Source organism: Morganella morganii (assembly GCF_019242955.1).
GTDB lineage: Bacteria > Pseudomonadota > Gammaproteobacteria > Enterobacterales > Enterobacteriaceae > Morganella > Morganella sibonii.
The window spans coordinates 726,626-745,207 of record NZ_CP066129.1 but is presented as its reverse complement, the minus strand read 5'-3'; the positions used below and the strand labels follow the sequence as shown (position 1 = coordinate 745,207).

Here is an 18,582-nt window from a genome sequence, read left to right as displayed (position 1 = left end):
GACTATTTTCTGACGGCTTCCGCGATCGTCAGCAGCACATCCGGGCTTTTCACATTGGGATAAACGCCGCTGAACGGGATGACAATGTAACGCCCGTTTTTAACGGCCTCCAGGTGAGACAGCGCCGGATGATTTGCCAGCCAGGCTTTTTTCTTTTCTGCCGGTGACCAGACCGCATCTGCGAGGATGATATAGTCCGGCTGTTTATCCAGCAAGACTTCCGGGGAGACGTGAATACCGGCCATCGGCATGTTTATAAAGGTATTTTCGCCTCCCGCCAGCGTGATAATTTCGGTCATAAACCCTTTTTTCCCCTGTGACATCAGGGTGTCGCTCTGGCTGTCGAGGTAAAAGATAGTGGGTTTACGGGAGAGCGGCGGCAGGGCTTTTACCTGTGCCAGTGTGGCATCGATACGGGCCACCGCAGCATCTGCCTCTTTTTCCCGGCCGAGGATTTTTCCCAGCCGGTACAAATCCGTTTTAATACTGTCAAATCCGCTGTATGCCTGACGTTCACAGGCAAATGCCATCAGATAGCTGCCGATCCCCGCACGTTGCAGATCGTTTTGTCCGCCCATTGAGGCCATAAAGGCAGAGGAAAACCCGGCAACAACAAAATCCGCCCCGGAGGCGATCAGTTTCTCCGTCGCGGGGTATTTGGCCGAAAAGACCGGAATGCCGTGGTAACGGCCGGAAGTTACCGCCTCCGCTGAATCATCAATATAACTGACACCCAGCATCTGCGGCCCGGCATCCAGCGCCAGCAGCATATCGGCAGCATGCTGATTCATGGCAATGATATACTGCGGCGGTGCAGACTGATCCCACTGCGGCTCACAACGGTTTCCCGCTGACGCCCCCGCTGACAGCAGCAGAAGCACCGCACTGAGCGCATAGCGGGCAATCCCCATCTTATTTGTGCTCCGCCAGCAATGACGGCACCACTCTTCCCTGTTCTATCTGCTCAGACACAAACAGATGGATCTCTTCCGGCGTGGTCAGGCGATACCATAAATTATCCGGATAAACCGTGACCAGCGGCCCCTGATTGCAGGGATACTGGCAGTGCGATCGGGTCAGCAGCACACCGTTTTCATTTTCAAACAGGTTGCGTGCCGCCAGCTGATGGCGCAGCTGCGTCAGCAGCGATTTAGCCCCGCGGCAGACACAGCGCGGCCCCATACAGAAGAACAGGTGATAGCGGTACGGCGGCGTTTTTTCCCAGTTCGGATTCGATTCTGCTTTCGGCTCACGGCTGTTTGACTGTTTTTCCAGTTCCGTCATCACATCACCGGCCTGTTTGGCATCCGCTGCCGCATCCGCCCCGGTAAGTACACACAAACTCCGGAATACCCGTAACTGCGGGTAATGCTCCGCAATCGCCTGAACCAGTTCCGATATCAGGGACATCAGTTTTTCACCGGATTGCGCCGGATCGGTCAGTACCATAAGCAGGACACAACGGGTATCCTGTGTGACTGTTTCTCCCAGCTGATGTAATACCGCCCCGCTGTCTGCACAGCAGGCGGTATCACCGGGAAAGCCTCTCTCACTGAGCGACAGCCAGAAACCGGCCGGTAAGCACGCGTCATTCTGCAACGTATTCAGATACAGTGTGACATTCTTTCCCATAGCTCAGTGTCCTCAGAAACGGTAGGTATAACGCAGTTCAGCGGTTAACGGACGACCGAGGTTATCCACTTTTTCCAGGCCGTTGCTGGTCAGCCCCGCCGGATAATCGCGGTCAAAGAGGTTTTCCACCAGCAGCGTCAATTTATGCTGCTGCGCATGATCAACATACAGCCAGGCGCTGGCATCAAATACGGTGTAGTGGCCGTAGGTATCATTGCCGGATTTCAGTTCCCCCACATAACGGGCAGCCAGTTCCGCGCCCCACTGTTTCGCCGGGGCGTCATAACCGACACGGCCGCGGGTAAAAAACTCAGGGATGTCGTTGAGTGTCGCGCCATTTTTGGTATCCAGCCAGTTGCGGGTGATATCCCCGGAGACATACCAGGATTCATCAAAGTTCAGTTTTGTAGAGAGCACCACGCCTTTGGTGCGGATTTCACCGTCACCGTTCACCCATTTGTCATATTTACCGACTTTCACTGTGGTGATCAGATCATTGATTTCACGCGCATAAGCTGTTGCGCCGAACTGCCAGGCTCCGCCGTTTTCCCACTGCGTCAGATAATCAAATCCGGCTTCGATATTTTTACTGGTTTCCGCTTTCAGATTGGCATCACCAATGGTTTGCTTGCTTTCATCATTCACAAACAACTGCTCTGCGTTCGGCAGTTTAAATGCCGTTCCCACCTGGCCGCGTAAACTGAGTTTTTCATTCACTTCATATTTGGTGCTCGCCATCCAGACCGTCGCATCCTGACCGCCCTCAAAGCGCTCATAACGCACACCGAGACTCGGTTTCAGTTCCGGTAACACCGGCACATCCGGACGTACCTGAAGATAAACAGCGTTCGCTTTTGCGGTATCTGTTTCGATCTTCATGACTTCATCTTTACCTTTGTACCACTGGTTATCCGTGCCGAGGACAAACTCATTATCCCCGAACAGGTAAGATTTGACCTGCGCCTGAATACCGTAGTCGCGGAATCCCCAGTAAGAATCGTCATTCTGGATATCCACAGAGCCGTCAGCCAGATAACGGCTGCGGTCATAGCGGGTGTTCCAGTCATTAAGATGTGCACGGATGGAGTAACTGGTGTCCTGTGTCAGGAAGTGCTCGAAGGAAACCGTCGCCAGATGGTGATCTCGTTTATTCATCGCCTGGCGGTGATGGTTCGGGGACACCATATCCAGATCCGCCTGCGTATACTGGTAGAATCCCTGTAACTGCGCAGCATCCGCAATAGTTTGTGTGACCTGAACACCAACAGAGGTTACGTCATAGCCACGTTTTTTCTGACCAATCGTTCCGTTATAATCACTGTCACGGTACGGCTGATAACCATCTGATTTACTGCGGGTCACCCACGCCATCAGACCGGTTTTACCGATATCGTTATCAAACGCTTTCTCGATATACCCTTCACCGTAACGGCCTTTATCCGTATCCGCGCCGACACTGAATTCACCGGACAGCACTTCTGAAGTCGGCTTTTTGGTGACAATGTTAATCACACCGCTGATCGCCTGAGTACCGAAGGAGAGACTTTGTGCCCCCTGTAACACTTCGATGCGGTCAATCGCAATCAGCGGCAGGGTATCAAGATAGATCCCGCCGAACAGGCGGTTATTCAGACGGACGCCGTCAATCAGAATTAAGGTGTCATCCGGACGGCCGCCCATAAAAGAATATTTTCCGTAACCGTAAGCCCCCTGTCCCAGAGAAACATATAACCCCGGCACATATTGCTGTAATACCTGGTTTAAATCGGATGACGGCCCTGAACGCTGGATTTCCTCACGGGTAATAACCTGTAATTTATTCCCGTAGTCGGCCAGCTCATTAACGGTGGTGGATTCAATCGTGGAGGATCGGACAATAATCGTGTCGTCATTATTTCCCTGTGTTCCGGCCTGTGCACAGAACGATAACAGCACCATGGCGGATAACGGTGCCAATGCAAACTTAACTGATTTCATACCTTTCTCTTTTATTATTTTGTTGTGATACATGCCGTGAAGACAGAGTCACCCTGACTCAGAACCAGACAATATACTGAACGAATTCAATGGGTAAATATGAGAACAGTTCTTTTTCCCGCTTTGTGAATACGGACAGATTCAGCCCCTTTTTTCTTTAAATTCCTGTGGGTTGCTGTGTCTTTTTTGTTTCATTTGTTAATTATCATTAATGACAACTATCTCCTTAAATCCATCAATTGATATGTTATAACATAACAACAATGACATAAAAACAGATCCGGTAATAAAAAACCGCAACTCTCTGAATACGGAGGGTTGCGGTCTGAAAAAACGCGTAATTAATATTTTTCGAAGAGTGACTGAATTTTTTGTGGATCAGTGGTTTGTGTCAGCGCCAGTTGCAGTAACACCCTGGCTTTTTGCGGATTCAGCCTGCCGGAAGCCACAAAGCCGTATGCGTCATCATCCACTTCTGCGTTACGGGTGGTATAGCCCGTTGGCACCCGGCTGGCGCGGACAACCACCACACCGTCTTTGGCTGCCGCGGCTAATGCATCAAAAATACCCTTATACATATTACCGTTGCCCACTCCGGCACTGATAATCCCGGCATTTCCCTCGTCCCGCAGGGCTTTTACCGGCGCATCTGACGCATTGGCATAATTATAAACAATGCCGACTTCCGGCAGTTCGCTGAGTTTACTGACATCAAACACCGCACCGGCCTGACGTGGTTGCGCGGCCTGATAATAGGTCACTTTACCGTTATGAATAAATCCGGTATCACCGGCATTCACCGCTTCAAATGCCTGCACTTCCGTCGTGTTCATTTTGACCACATCACGCCCGCTGATCACCTTGTCATTCATCACCATCAGCACACCGCGATCGGCCGCCTGTTTATCTGTCGCCAGCACCACTGCATTATAGAGATTCAGCGGACCATCCGCGCCCAGCGCGGTGGACGGACGCATTGCCCCCACCAGCACAACCGGTTTGCGGCACGATACCGTCAGATCAAGAAAATACGCGGTTTCCTCCAGCGTATCGGTGCCGTGTGTGATCACGAATCCGTCGGTTTTATCACAGGTCCGGTTAATTTCCTGTGCCAGCGTCAGCCACACCTTGTCATTCATATCCTGTGAGCCGATATTCACAATCTGCTCACCACTGATATCGGCCAGTGCTTTGACTTCCGGTACGGCATCAATCAGCGCATCGATTCCCACTTTTCCGGCCTGATAGCCGGACGAAACCGACGATTCACCGCCGCCGGCAATCGTGCCGCCGGTGGCCAGAACTGTCACGGAAGGAAGTGCAAACGCCGGGGTCATAAAGAGAGATATCAACGCGGACAGCAGAATTTTGTTGCGGTTTTTCATACCTGAATACTCCGTTGCTCAGTAGAATTATAAATATCCAATTAATAAATATAGAACTAATTGGATATTTAAATTCTTCTTATGGAGAATATTCACAGCAAGATGCTAAAAATGAGATCGGTGACGGGATTTTACAATGATAACGCAGGTGCAGCCTCCCTGACCTGCCGGAAAACTCAGCACGATGCAGGTCAGAAAGCGGAAAGCGGGACAAAACTACATCAGACGGCGGCTCAGCGTCTCCGATGGTTTTTCATTAAACAGGCGCTGGTAATCGGTAGCGAACTGCCCGAGATGCCAGAATCCCCACTGCATTGCCGCGTCTTTGACGGTAGTCTGTTTTGAGTACGGGCTGACCAGTTCACGGCGCACAGCGTTGAGGCGGATCGTTTTCAGATACGCATTCGGACCAATACCGAGTACCTGCTGGAAAGCGTTTTGCAGCGTGCGGCGGCTGACATACAGCTCGTTACACAGCTCGAGGACAGTCACCGGTTCGGTGGCATTCTCAAACAGATACTCACGGGCTTTGGACACCAGTTTCAGGTAGTTCACACGATTGGTGTAGTGCTCATCCGCCACGGTGCTGGCATCTTCCAGTAACCCGAGAAATGCGGTCAGCAGGTTGTGGCTCAGGACACGGCTGACGGTGCGGTTGCGCTCCTGCTCAATTTTGGAGTGCCAGAGGGCATGGCGGATATACTGCCAGATCGCCTCTTTTTTGAAGGGGTTCACGCCCACAGCCGGATTTTCGCTGAGCAGATTCATCAGCCGCTCCGGGTTTTGTAACACAACCGAGTGTTTTTTCAGGATATCGTGAGAGATCACCAGCCCCTGGATGTGATAGTCATCCGGCGTGCTCAGCTCAAACTCTTTCCCGCCCGGACGCACCGCGATTTTCTGGCGGCACAGCATCTGATTGCCGATATAACCGGTATTCTGCTGCTCCCCGGGAATACCGAACCAGAACGCATTCGGCCAGACCATACAGGACTGGCGCAGAGACAGATTGGTGTATTCGTGGAACACCTGAAGCCCGTCAAACAGGGTTTCGGTCAGTTCACCTTCAAACCGTCCCGGCGTCAGCTGATCATAAAGCTGCTGCCAGGCCGTAATAGCACAGGCCTGATCATAGGCATCATGGGTATAACGTTGTGTAAAATTCTGCTCGATCACGATAGGTCTGAGATCGCGGTCATGCGGCACTTCATCATTAAGGTGATGTAAATCTGGTGTGATTTTTTTCATCATTATTCTTTCCCCAAAATGAACGGCCGCCATAAATGTTAACCAGCGACCAATTGCTGCCAGAAATCGGGATGAGGATTCGGTACGACCATGCTGTAAACCAGCGCACCTTTATCTGCGGCGACTTGTGATGCGGCTTTTTTGGCGGTTTCGACGTCTGCAACATCGCCGCTCATCACAAAGTAACATTTACCCCCGATACCATACGCCATATGAAGTCGTATTAACGTGACGCCGGCGGCTTTAACAGCAAAATCCGCCGCTTCAATGCAGGTCGCGACACTAAAGGTTTCCACGACCCCGACGGCTTCGCGGGCATTCACATCCGTCACGCCGCCGATAGCGGGCAGTACGTCCGGGTGGATATTACTGAGCAGAAACTCATCCACCACCTGTGCGCCGCCTTTTTCAACACCACACTGCATTGCCTGCTGTGCGGCAGCAACATCACCGCCGACCATCACCACATATTTGCCGGGACACACGGTTTTGCCCATCAGCAACGTGACTTCCGCACTTTTGAGCATAAAATCGGTGACTTCCATCCCTTTGGCGATGCTGGACAGTTCCACCATCGCAATTGCACTGTGCATAGTTATTCCTTCTCTATCGTGACAGCCGTGCTGTCAATATGACGAACCACACCACTGATACTGGCGTGAACCGGCGCACCCAGTGCTTTTTCCGGGATAGCGGCGATCAGCATGCCCGCCGTGACTTTATCCCCCTCACTGACAACCGGCACCGCCGGGGCTCCGATATGCTGGCGCAGCGGAATAATCACCTGTTGCGGCGCATAGATCTCATCGGCCATCGGCGCTTTGTGCATGAATTCTGTCAGTTCCAGACGGCGGACCAGGCGTTTGACCGGCAGCATGCGGTGCTGAGCCATCGGATCTTCCGGGCGCAGTTCACCTTCGTAGCGGATCCCTTCTTCGCGCAGCTTCACTTTCAGCATCTGATTGAGGCGCATCGGCGAGATTTCCACCGGGCAGGACCAGGCTTCGCAAATCGCACATTCTGAACAGGTCAGTGCAGCCACGACGGCTGACGGCGCGGAGATCTGCTCATAACCGACCGCGCGGACAATCAGATGCGGCGGCAGTTCGTGGCCGATCATATGACGCGGGCAGAGCTCGGTACACATTCCGCACTGTTCACATACGGTGCGCGCCTGGTTGATCACCGTGCGCTCCGAACGTGTCCGGCGCTGAATTAAAATATGGTCATCCGGCAGGACTAATAAGCCGCCGGTGGTTTTGGTCACAGCATCATCAAGGGATGTCTGTAATTTGCCCATCATCGGCCCGCCGTTGATATACGCCGGGTTACTGATGGTGGCTCCGCCTGCCAGTGCCAGCACTTCACGCAGTGTGGTGCCGACCGGGACGGAAACGGTAACAGGATGATGAACCGCGCCGTTCACTGTTAAGACGCGGTGTGTCACGGCCTGCTCCTGTTCAACGGCATACGCCACATTGATCAGGGTCTGCACATTGCTGACCACCACACCGACAGACAGCGGCAGTGCCGCAGGCGGCACACGGCGGCCGGTCGCCAGCCAGATAGTGATCACTTCATCACCGGCCGGATAGACATCCGGCAGGATATGCAGACGGACAGAATCCGGCACGCGGGCATTCAGGATATCAATAGCAGCCTGATGCTTGCCTTTGATGGCAATAATGCCCTCTTTCGCCCCGGTGGCACGCATTGCATAGAGCAAACCGCGGATCATCGCATCCGCCTCACAAACGGCCAGCTGCTGATCCACCTGCAAAAGCGGCTCACATTCAGCCGCATTGACGAGATAAATTTCAGCCTCAGCCGCCAGCTTGACGTGGGTCGGGAAACCCGCCCCGCCTGCGCCGACAACCCCTGCATCCTGCACACGCTGACGAATGATTTCGGGCCCGCACTCATGCAGACCCGGCATCAGATTACTCATCGCGGTTTCCCTCCTGTTTTACCCGGTAGCGGCTGCCGCGTTTGCGCAGTTTACCCTGCTTAAACAGGTTCTCCAGCACATCACGACTGTCCTCTATCAGGCAGCTGAAATGCATGGCCGCTTCTCCGGCGGTCACGCCGTGGCGGTGTTTGGCTTCAGCGGCAAACGTCATCATGGCATCCGCATCCGGGGCGGCAGCAGACACTGCCGTCGCGGCCGGAGCCGGAGCCGGTTCAGACGCCGGTACCGGTGCCGGAGACTGCGGTTTTACCTTAACCGGCACACCGCTGAAACCGGTGACCAGCCATTCGGTATCACCATCCGGACGACCGATGACCTTATGGCCAATCACTTTACCGGTGCGGGTTGCCGCAGCAATCCCCGCATCCACCGCCGCACGGCACGCCGCCAGATCGCCCTCAACAACAAGCGTCACCATCCCCGGGATCACCATTTCATAGTTAAGGATGCGGACATTGGCCGACTTCAGCATCGCATCCGCCGCATCAATGCCGGACACCAGGCCGTATACTTCCAGTAATCCCAGTGAATCGATCATGGCCTATCTCCTGTGTTAATGACTGAACTGACTATACCCTTATTCATTCAGACCGCAGGTTCGTTGGCTGCGTCCTGAATGACGTCGGGTATCCCCGGACTCAGGCGCGCTGAATCGGGTTGCGCGCGATATCCAGAACGGCTTCACTGAATGCATCACAGGCGGCTTTACATGCTGCCTGGCTGCCGGTCAGGAAGGCGGCTGAGTAGTTGGTTTCTGACGGAGGCGGCACATAGGTTGCCAGCTGCACGTCAGCCGCTTTCAGTGCGGCATCGATCCCGAAGGTCGCTTCCAGCGGCGGTGCCACCAGATAGGCAATCGGATCACCGTGTCTGATTTTGTCGCCGTCAGACAGGTAAGAACCGGTACGGGAGATCAGATGCGCCAGGAATGCCGTATCTTCTTTGTCATTCGCCCACTGAAAAGCAGGGCCTGACTCAATCGTTGCCATCATGGAATCCAGACCCGCACGCACTTCTGCCGGGTTAGGACCACCGAGGATAATCATCACTTCACCGGCGGTCGGTGACGGTGAGTTTGACGCCCCTGCATACAGGGAACGTCCGTAAACCACTTCCACCAGGGCTTGTTTGGTCGCTTCGTCAGCGGCGATATACGCAACATCATCAGAGTCAACAGTAATAAGGCCCAGGCTGCGGATGTGTTTCGGTAACTTCAGTTCACGGCAGAAGTCTTCGTGTGCATTGGCGATAAGACGCATCGCTGTCACGTTCGGCCGGATAAGATCTAATGCAGGCATATTCAGTTCCCCGTTAACGGTTCATGTTGATACCGGATGCTTTCTGCTCCAGCATGCGTTTGGCTAAATCGACGATAACTGCGGCAGCTTCCACCGGTGGTGTACCCGCGCGGTGAATGTTCGAGATACAGGTACGGTCTGCTTCCACCGTGCCCGCCACTGTCGGTGAGTACACCGCGTAGCAGGAGAGGCTTTCAGACTGACCCAGCCCCGGACGTTCGCCCACCAGCAGGATAACCACTTTCGCGCCGAGCACTTCACCGGCCTGGTCTTCAATTTTCACGCGGCCGTAACGGACAAAGAACGGCGTGCCCACTTTCAGACCGGACTGCTCCAGACCTTTCATCAGCGGCGGCAGAATTTCGTCGTAGTTTGCAGTAATCGCATCGGTGGACAGACCATCAGAGATAATGACCTGCACATCCGGCGCCTGCACACACTTGGTTTTCAGCAGTTCGATGGATTCTTTGTTCAGAATACGGCCCATATCCGGACGGGTCAGATACTGGTTTTTGTCTGTGATTTCAGACTGTAATTCCAGCAGGTTCTGTTTTTTCACCCATTCCGCCGGGACTTCTTTCAGAACGGTATCTTTGGAGCGCGAGTGGTCAGCCAGGAAGCGCAGCAGGCTCTGGGTACGCGGACGCACACCGGCACGGCCGGAGCAGACACGGGAACCGGTGCTGTTACGCAGTTCCTGTAACACTTCCGCACGGTGCGGATTCTGCACGCCGATCCACTGTTTTGCTTCCGGTGAACCGAGATCCCACTCAACGGATTCAGCAGACGTACTACCCTGATTCAGCACAGCCTGCGTTGCCGCGGCAACCGCCTGTACGTTTTCGCCCGTGTGTCCCATCTGAGCCATCACGCTGCGTACGATGTCATTAATTTGTTTTTGATCCATGGTGATTTACCCCGAAAATCAGAAGAACAGTGACGGATCGCCGGCACGATTGGTAAGACGCCCGTTTTCCATCAGACCCATTTTTTCCAGCCAGGCTTCGAATTCCGGCGCAGGGCGCAGGCCGAGTAACTGACGGACAGTGGCGATGTCATGGAACGCAGTGGTCTGGTAGTTGAGCATGATGTCATCACCCAGCGGCATACCGATGATGAAGTTACAGCCCGCAGAGGCCAGCAGGATCATCAGGTTTTCGTTGAGGTTCTGATCCGCATCCGCATGGTTGGTGTAACAGCAGTCACAACCCATGGAGATTCCGCTCAGTTTGCCCATAAAGTGATCTTCAAGACCGGCACGGATGATCTGGCGGTCGTTATAGAGATATTCCGGTCCGATAAAGCCGACAACGGTGTTCACCATGAACGGATCATAGTGACGCGCCAGACCGTAGTTACGGGCTTCCATGGTCACCTGGTCAGCGCCGTAGTGAGCGCCCGCTGACAGTGCGGAGCCTTGTCCTGTTTCAAAGTACAGGCAGTTAGGACCGGCGATACGGTTATACTGCGCACCGACGTGACGGGCTTCATCCAGCATTTCCAGCTCAACACCGAACTCACGCAGACCTTTTTCACTGCCGCAGATGCTCTGGAAAATCAGGCCGCCCGGCGCACCGCGTTTGATAGCTTCCATCTGTGTGGTGACGTGTGCCAGCACACACCCCTGAGTCGGGATATCATATTTATCAATGATGCCGTAGATAGCATCCAGCACGCGGCTGAGGTTATCCACATCGTCTGTTACCGGGTTAACACCGATAACCGCATCACCGCAGCCGTAAGAGAGGCCTTCATAAATCTGTGCCACGATACTCTGCACTTCATCACGGGTATCGTTCGGCTGTAAGCGGCCGCTGAAGTGGCCCGGCAGACCCATGGTGTTATTCGCACGTTTCACGACAGGAATTTTCTTCGCGCCGTAAATCAGGTCTGCGTTGGAGCAGATTTTTGCCACACCGGCGATGACTTCTGAGGTCAGGCCTTTGCGCAGCAGATTGATGTTATCAAGAGAGGTGGTGTCGCTCAGGACATGCTCACGCAGCTCACCGATAGTCCAGTTTTTGACCCGGTTGTATTCGGTTTCGTTGATATCATCCTGGATCAGACGGGTTACGCAGTCTTCTTCATACGGAACGACAGGGTTGTTGCGGACATCCGCAATTGTCAGTTCGGACAGCACTTGTTTTGCTGCCACACGTTCCTGGGCGTTACTTGCCGCGACACCCGCCAGGATGTCCCCGGAACGGAGTTCGTTAGCTTTCGCGAGAACGTCTTTCACGTCCCGGAACTGGTAGGTCTGACCAAACAGCGTGGTTTTTAATTTCATATTACGTTCCCTCAGGAAGGAAATGCGAGTGATTTAACAGTAACAGGGACGACAGAGCCGCTGAATAACGGCGAGCCGATGTCGATATAATCGCCTGTGTGCGTGATAACTTCGTCGATAACAGCCAGTTCGCGGCCGTTCATCAGCGGACGCAGCAGCATGCCCAGTGCCTTACCGAAATCCTGTCCCGCAATCACCAGCAGCGGCATGGTATTCGGGTATGTTTTGGTAAAGCGTTCCAGGGCTCCGATACAATACTGTACCGAGGCATAATTGGTCGGCAGTGATTCCGGCAAGGCCAGCGCGTACAGATCCTGCTGCGGATTAAGATCCATCTGCGTCAGGGCGCGGCTCCAGGTATTCACCAGATCTTCATCATCCGCGCGGCCCAGTGCCGGATGTACCACCGGAATATTGCGGACAGGCAGTGTGATGCTGTCCAGCCAGATGGTGCTGCCGGACAGGGATAACGTATGCGCACCGGCGCCGATCACCGTGGCACGGACGGTCTGTGCCGGGGTCTGCATCGGTAACGCACTGAAATCCGCATTACGGTGAATAGCCTGTGCCAGCAGCGGTCCGATATCGCCGAAACGGAAATCGTTGCCGCTTTCCGGATTGCTGTAACACTCACCGACACCGCCGGAGAGTGTGACCGCGTAATAACTGCTTTCCGCAGGCAGACCGTCTGTCATCAGCAGCTCACGTCCCAGCGGGGAGAGATTGCCGCTGATCACTTCATACAGCAGCTCACTCATGCGATCGGCAATGGTATTCAGCTGTACCGGCGTCAGAGACATCGGATCAGTCTGCTCACCAAAGCAGTCACGGGCGATCAGACGGCCCGGCGCGTGCACATAAGTGACGCGTCCGCTGCTGTCCGTTTCAAACAGACGGCCGCCGACGTTCAGACAGGCGGAACTGACCACATGACCGGCTTCGAACAGCACGTAGTTTGCTGTGCCGCCGCCGATATCAATGTTCAGTACCCGTGCCATCTTCTGCTCAGAGAGTGTCTGGGCTCCGGAACCGAAACCGGCAATCACCGATTCCAGATGCGGCCCGGCGGTGGCGACCACGAAATCCCCGAGTTTCTGGGATAACGCGACCACTGCCGGACGTGCATTGCGGGTTTTGGCGGTTTCACCGGTAATGATGATGGCACCGGAGTCAATCGTCGCCGGGTCCATCCCGGCGGCGGCGTACTGATCCAGCACCAGCGCCAGCAGTTCTTCCTCACGCAGGTGGCCGTCTTTATCCACCGGCGTGAACAGAACCGGGCTCTGCCAGATAATGTTGCGATCCACAAACTCATAACGCGGCACCTGTGACACCGCCGCGCGGTTTACCAGAACGAGACGGGAGAAAATCACCTGTGTGGTGGTGGTGCCCACGTCAATACCGACACTTAAGAGTTCGAGGGTTTTCATGCTTATTTCTCCTCCGCGACAGTTTCAGCCGCTTCTTCAGCCGCTGCCGCCGCATCTTCCTGCTCAATATTTTTCGGCATCATCATGATGGCAACGAAAATCGCAGTGATACCGCCGATAATTTTCCCGGCAATCATCGGGAAGATCATCGGAGCCATGTTGGCGGCCACGAAGCCCAGGTGATCACCCAGCGCAAAGGCTGCGGATACGGAGAATGCACAGTTGATGATTTTGCCGCGGGTATCCATTTTCTTCATCATGCCGAACATCGGGATGTTGTTCGCGAGTGTCGCGATCATACCGCCTGCCGCCATGTTGTTGATTTTCAGCAGGCTGCCGATCTTCATAAAGGATTTTTCAAACCAGCGGGTCAGCAGCAGCACCATCGGGTAAGCCCCTAACAGCACCGCAGAAATAGAACCGATAACTTCGATGGCGCGCATCACCTGGCCCGGCACATCACCTTCTGTCATAAAAATCGGATCAAGGCCCGGGATCAGGTTCCAGCCCACAGTGAACTTCGCCACTGCTGCTGCCAGACCGATAGTGATGATACCGACAAGGATTTTGGCGAAGATCTGGAAACCGTTGATCATTTTCTCAGGAATGAATTTCAGACCGAGGCACACCAGCGCCGCCACGATGATCACCGGGATCATATTGACCAGCAGCATGGTCATACTGAAATCCACCACCTGACCGTCAATTTCCACACCGGAGAATTTCGCCACCAGACCACCGGCAATACAGCCGACCGGAATGGTCACGATACCCGCCAGCACACCGAGTGCCAGGAAGCGGCGATCTTTCTTCTCGATAATGCCCAGTGCGACAGGAATGGAGAACACCATGGTTGCACCCATCATGGACGCCAGCAGCACACCGGAATATAACCATGCTGCCACATCACCGCCTGCCAGCTCTTTCGCGAGGAAGAAGCCGCCCATATCGATAGCCAGAATACTGCCCGCAAACACAGACGGGTTCGCACCCAGCATTTCATAGACAGGAATAATCACCGGCCCGAGCAGCATCGCGATAACCGGTGCCAGCGCAGTCATACCGACCATTGCCAGACCCAGCGCACCCATTGCCATAAAGCCTTCTTCGAACTGTTCACCGGAACCGGCAATGCCTTTCCCGACTTTACCCAGGCCGATTTTACCGAGAATTGTCTCTGAGCCACCGAACTGGCTGAAGATACGATCCACGGCTGCTATCAGCATAAAACTCATCATGATGTACATGATGATTTCATTAATGCCCATACCCTTCTCCTTCCGTGCCTGTCGCGCAGGCTGTTCTTATTGATTGACTCAGGCTGACTCGTAAATCGCCGTTATCTGAGCCGCTGTGACCGCGCGCGGATTGGTTTTGATGCAGATATCCTGCAATGCCGCTTTGGCAAAACCATCGAAATCCTCACGTTTTCCGCCCAGGGATGGCAGCGTCTGCGCAAGTTCCACGTCACTGATCAGTTGTTCCACGGCTTCGATGGCCTCCGTGTCGGTCATCGGACGCTGAGTCAGCGCATGACCAATTTCGCTGTACGCCTGTTTACAGACCAGGCGGTTAAAACGCATTACCTGCGGCAGCATGACGGCATTCGCCTTGCCGTGCGGAATGTTGTATGCCGCGCCAATCTGATGCGCCATGGCATGGCACAGCCCCAGACCGGCATTGGAGAACGCCATCCCGGCCATATAGGAAGCCAGCATCATGTCCTCACGGGCTTTGATGTCATGCCCCTGACCGACAGCGATCGGCAGTGCGTGGCTGATCATGGTGATCGCCCGCAGTGCCAGCGCCTGTGTCAGCGGCGTGACGTTGCTCGCCACATACGCTTCGATAGCATGTGTTAAGGCATCGATACCGGTCATTGCAGTCACATGCGGCGGCACGCCGAGTGTCAGACAGGCATCAATAATGGCGAGATCAGGCAGTAACTGGCTGTGTGCCAGCACCAGTTTGATATGGTTTTCCGCCGTGATAATCACGGAAACGTTGGTTGCTTCCGAGCCGGTACCGGCGGTGGTCGGGATCGCGATAAACGGCAGACGCGGATTCAGCGCCGCACCCGGCATCATATCCGCCAGCGGCAGATCCGGATTGGCTGCCAGTACCGCCACGGCTTTCGCCGCATCCAGCACAGAACCGCCGCCGAGAGCGATAATACCGTCACACTGCACACTCAGCAGATGCTCAACGGTACGGAACACATCTTTATCCATCGGCTCGCCCGGCGGGCACGGCCAGATTTCATAAGCAATGCCGCTGCGGCTCAGATTACGCTCCAGCACATCGGTCAGACCGGCCTGTAACAACATGCCGTCCACCATAATAAAAACGTGCTTAATTCCGCGCTCTGCGAGAACATCCCCGCTGCGGCCGACGGCACCCGGACCGATAAGTGTGGACGGCGGGACAGAAAATTCACGCACCTGACGGGCATTCACCAAATCAAGCGCCTGATAGATAGCGGACTGAACCTCAGCCGCGGGTAAACGATTATCCGGCATGACGGTTTTCTCCCTGAGATACACCACAGACGGCAATCGCCAGCGGTGTCATAAAAATAGAATGCTGTGGCAGTACCACGGTAAGATGCGGGAAACGCGCCTGAAACAGCGACTGCACGCCGGGCTGCATACAGGAGCCGCCCGCCAGCCACAATTCAGTCACATCCTCACCGCGGATATGATCGTCGACGATATCCGTCATTTTTTCGTAGACCGGACGAATAACCGGCCAGATGCTTTCACCGCGCTCACGCTTCATCTGCTCGGCATCTTCCAGCTCAATGCGCTGATTGCCCGCCAGGGTCAGGGAAATATGATGACCACCGGTGGCTTCATCACCGGAACGGATCACTTCACCTTTCTGCACAATCGCAATCCCGGTGGTGCCGCCGCCGATATCCACAACGGCAGCCTTATCCAGCCCCATCATGTCAGCAACCGCAGACGGCTCATCCAGCACTTTGGCGACCACCAGACCGGCGGATTCCAGCACATTCACTGAGATACGCGGATCGGTACCCGGCGGGAACGACGTTGTCGCCACCTCAAACCGGAAACCGAACTGTTTTTCCAGCGTATCCAGATGTTTATTCACAATTTTTACTGCACCGAAGAAATCCCAGACCACACCGTCGCGTACCACATCTGCCCAGTCCAGGCACACCGCGACCGGCTGACCATCCGCATTGACCACCATGGACACCACATCACAGGTGCCGAGATCGATACCCAGCCACAACGGCGCATCTTTGTGATCACCCGCCTGCGGCTGATTACAGATTTCCGCTGCCTGCTGTAAGCGCGATGCCAGCCATTCCTGATTGCGTTGAACCATCGGTTCCTCCGGTTTAAAACTAACGTCAGGGTTAACGTGAGCGACTCACACTAACCGGGAAAAAGGCGGTGAAGCCCGCAGGCTCCACCGCAGCGGCTTACACGATGCGGAATGAATCCACCATGGTGCAGCGGCGCAGACGGACAAAGGTCCGCGCACAGGTCACACCTTCACCGGTTGGTGTGGTGATAGTCATGGTTGTCCAGCCTTCGCCGCCCAGTCCCAGACCGGCAATACACGGTCCGTTTTTCACGAAAATACTGGTGTCGATGGCATTCGCCATGCGGTTCAGGTTGCTGATGTTGTTGGAGTGCATTGCTGCGGTATGATGGCAGCCGCCCTCCAGTTTCACCGCCAGATCAATCGCCTGATCCACATCTTTCACGCGGATGATCGGCAGAACCGGCATCATCAGCTCCGTGACAGCAAACGGATGTTTGCAGTCAGTTTCTGCGATCAGAAGACGGGTATCTGCCGGGACAGTCATACCGATAGCCGCGGCAATTTTCGCTGCGTCACGGCCGACCCAGTCACGGCTGACAGTGCCGTGGCCGGTTTCATCGACATTCTTCAGCAGTACCGGGATCAGCTTCTCGCTCTGTTCACGGGTCAGTAATACCGCATGATTGCGCTGCATTTCGGTGATCAGTTTGTCTGCGATGCAGTCAACCGCGATCAGCACTTTTTCATCCGCACAAATGATGTTGTTATCGAATGATGCACCGTGAACAATGGCTTTCGCCGCACGTTCGATATCGGCAGTTTCATCCACCACGACCGGCGGGTTACCGGCACCGGCCGCGATCAGACGTTTGTTGGTGTGTTTGCGGGCAGATTCCACCACCGCATCACCCCCGGTCACGACCAGCAGACCGATCCCCGGATATTTGAATAAACGCTGTGCGGTTTCGATATCCGGTTTGGCAACAGTCACCAGCAGGTTGTTCGGGCCGCCTGCGGCAACAATGGCTTCGTTCAGAACTGTGATAGTGCGCTGTGAGACTTTCTTCGCTGCCGGATGCGGCGCGAAAATCACACTGTTACCCCCTGCGATCATACTGATGGCATTGTTGATTGCCGTCGCCGCCGGGTTAGTGGATGGTGTGACAGAGGCAATAACACCCCATGCCGCATTTTCGATTAAGGTTAAACCGTGGTCGCCGGTTAACACTTCAGGACGCAGACACTCAACACCCGGGGTGCCGTTTGCCTGTGCTAAGTTCTTCGCGAGTTTATCTTCCACACGGCCCATGCCGGTTTCTTCAACAGCCAGAACCGCCAGCTCGCGGGCATGTTCGGTTGCCGCACGGCGGATTGCGCCGATGCAGAGATTACGCATTTCAACCGTTTTTAATGATTTCTGTGCTTCTTTGGCGGCAAGGACGGCATCGTCCAGGGATTCGAATACCCCGAAGCCGTTATTCTGTGAGGCTGCCGCCTGCTGTGGTGCCGCTGATGCAGCCGCCGGTTGTGTGCCTGCACTCATGCTGGCCAGAACCGCTTTTACCACATTCTCAATTTCTTTCTGATCCATATTCACCCACGCCTCTTTCTGTGACTCGTTGCGGCGATTTATTTATGAAAAATCACCTGACTTTCCATAACGGCCTCATCCACAATGCCGATGATGCTGAGATCGACCGGTGACGCTTCTTTGCTCTGAGCACGCCGCGCCGAACTTCCGCTGACGATCAGCACCCATTCACCATTACCCGCACCGATACTGTCGGTTGCGACGGCCACCTCACCGTTTGGACGCCCCTGGCGGTCAATCATTTCCACCAGCAATAACTTGTCGGATTCCAGTCCGGGATGACGCACGGTGCACACGATTTGTCCGATAACGACAGCCAGTTTCATGTTCACCTCTCTTTATATTTCAGCAGCCTGAATACAGCCGGCTACGGATTTCAGGTAAAAAAATCCCCTGCCGTCTGTGTGACAGCAAAAAAACCGGGGAGATTAAAATCGCGTGGCGTCAGAAGCACGCCACGCTAACAAC

At 54.6% G+C, this 18,582-nt stretch carries 17 protein-coding genes; all 17 read right to left on the bottom strand.

What is annotated here, in order from left to right:
• Nucleotides 1-2: 2 nt before the first annotated feature.
• The 17 genes from JC793_RS03340 to eutN all read right to left on the bottom strand — a co-directional run bounded on the left by JC793_RS03340 (nucleotide 3) and on the right by eutN (nucleotide 18,440).
• Nucleotides 3-911, bottom strand: coding sequence for an ABC transporter substrate-binding protein (locus tag JC793_RS03340; protein WP_218427470.1), 909 nt, complete (start codon nucleotides 909-911; stop codon nucleotides 3-5).
• Nucleotide 912: 1 nt separating this feature from the next.
• Nucleotides 913-1,632, bottom strand: a complete 720-nt coding sequence (locus JC793_RS03335) for a (2Fe-2S) ferredoxin domain-containing protein (protein WP_218427468.1) — start codon at nucleotides 1,630-1,632, stop codon at nucleotides 913-915.
• Nucleotides 1,633-1,644: 12 nt separating this feature from the next.
• On the bottom strand, nucleotides 1,645-3,609 hold the full coding sequence (locus JC793_RS03330) for a TonB-dependent receptor plug domain-containing protein (protein WP_247717122.1): 1,965 nt from the start codon (nucleotides 3,607-3,609) through the stop codon (nucleotides 1,645-1,647).
• Nucleotides 3,610-3,950: 341 nt separating this feature from the next.
• Complete coding sequence (gene ansB, locus JC793_RS03325) at nucleotides 3,951-4,994, bottom strand: L-asparaginase 2 (RefSeq protein ID WP_166707046.1); 1,044 nt, start codon at nucleotides 4,992-4,994, stop codon at nucleotides 3,951-3,953.
• 216 nt (nucleotides 4,995-5,210) lie between these two features.
• Entirely contained in the window at nucleotides 5,211-6,245 is a 1,035-nt protein-coding gene (eutR, locus tag JC793_RS03320) for an HTH-type transcriptional regulator EutR (RefSeq protein ID WP_230059469.1), read from the bottom strand.
• 35 nt (nucleotides 6,246-6,280) lie between these two features.
• The gene (locus tag JC793_RS03315) at nucleotides 6,281-6,835 is read right to left on the bottom strand and encodes a BMC domain-containing protein (RefSeq protein ID WP_046892034.1); all 555 of its coding nucleotides are present in this window, start codon (nucleotides 6,833-6,835) and stop codon (nucleotides 6,281-6,283) included.
• Nucleotides 6,836-6,837: 2 nt separating this feature from the next.
• Nucleotides 6,838-8,190: a 4Fe-4S dicluster domain-containing protein gene (locus JC793_RS03310; protein ID WP_046892033.1), complete on the bottom strand. Its 1,353-nt coding sequence runs from the start codon at nucleotides 8,188-8,190 to the stop codon at nucleotides 6,838-6,840.
• Nucleotides 8,183-8,749: a BMC domain-containing protein gene (locus JC793_RS03305; RefSeq protein WP_166707043.1), complete on the bottom strand. Its 567-nt coding sequence runs from the start codon at nucleotides 8,747-8,749 to the stop codon at nucleotides 8,183-8,185. Before JC793_RS03305 ends, JC793_RS03310 begins: the two co-directional genes overlap by 8 nt.
• Before the next feature lie 100 nt (nucleotides 8,750-8,849).
• Nucleotides 8,850-9,509, bottom strand: a complete 660-nt coding sequence (gene eutL / locus JC793_RS03300) for an ethanolamine utilization microcompartment protein EutL (RefSeq protein WP_107679471.1) — start codon at nucleotides 9,507-9,509, stop codon at nucleotides 8,850-8,852.
• A gap of 13 nt (nucleotides 9,510-9,522) precedes the next feature.
• A complete protein-coding gene (gene eutC / locus JC793_RS03295) occupies nucleotides 9,523-10,416 on the bottom strand; it encodes an ethanolamine ammonia-lyase subunit EutC (protein WP_046892030.1) in 894 nt (297 codons plus the stop codon).
• 18 nt (nucleotides 10,417-10,434) lie between these two features.
• Nucleotides 10,435-11,796, bottom strand: a complete 1,362-nt coding sequence (locus JC793_RS03290; RefSeq protein WP_107679472.1) for an ethanolamine ammonia-lyase subunit EutB — start codon at nucleotides 11,794-11,796, stop codon at nucleotides 10,435-10,437.
• An 11-nt stretch (nucleotides 11,797-11,807) separates the two neighbouring features.
• On the bottom strand, nucleotides 11,808-13,226 hold the full coding sequence (gene eutA, locus JC793_RS03285; protein WP_046892028.1) for an ethanolamine ammonia-lyase reactivating factor EutA: 1,419 nt from the start codon (nucleotides 13,224-13,226) through the stop codon (nucleotides 11,808-11,810).
• A gap of 2 nt (nucleotides 13,227-13,228) precedes the next feature.
• Nucleotides 13,229-14,494 carry an ethanolamine utilization protein EutH gene (gene eutH / locus JC793_RS03280; RefSeq protein WP_166707042.1) on the bottom strand — a complete coding sequence of 422 codons (1,266 nt, stop codon included), beginning with the start codon at nucleotides 14,492-14,494 and terminating at the stop codon, nucleotides 13,229-13,231.
• Nucleotides 14,495-14,542: 48 nt separating this feature from the next.
• Nucleotides 14,543-15,745, bottom strand: coding sequence for an iron-containing alcohol dehydrogenase (locus JC793_RS03275; RefSeq protein ID WP_166707041.1), 1,203 nt, complete (start codon nucleotides 15,743-15,745; stop codon nucleotides 14,543-14,545).
• A complete protein-coding gene (gene eutJ / locus JC793_RS03270) occupies nucleotides 15,735-16,580 on the bottom strand; it encodes an ethanolamine utilization protein EutJ (RefSeq protein ID WP_218427467.1) in 846 nt (281 codons plus the stop codon). Before eutJ ends, JC793_RS03275 begins: the two co-directional genes overlap by 11 nt.
• Nucleotides 16,581-16,677: 97 nt before the next feature.
• Nucleotides 16,678-18,114, bottom strand: coding sequence for an aldehyde dehydrogenase family protein (locus tag JC793_RS03265; RefSeq protein WP_025154312.1), 1,437 nt, complete (start codon nucleotides 18,112-18,114; stop codon nucleotides 16,678-16,680).
• Nucleotides 18,115-18,152: 38 nt separating this feature from the next.
• Nucleotides 18,153-18,440, bottom strand: coding sequence for an ethanolamine utilization microcompartment protein EutN (eutN, locus tag JC793_RS03260; RefSeq protein WP_004236102.1), 288 nt, complete (start codon nucleotides 18,438-18,440; stop codon nucleotides 18,153-18,155).
• Nucleotides 18,441-18,582 lie beyond the last annotated feature (142 nt).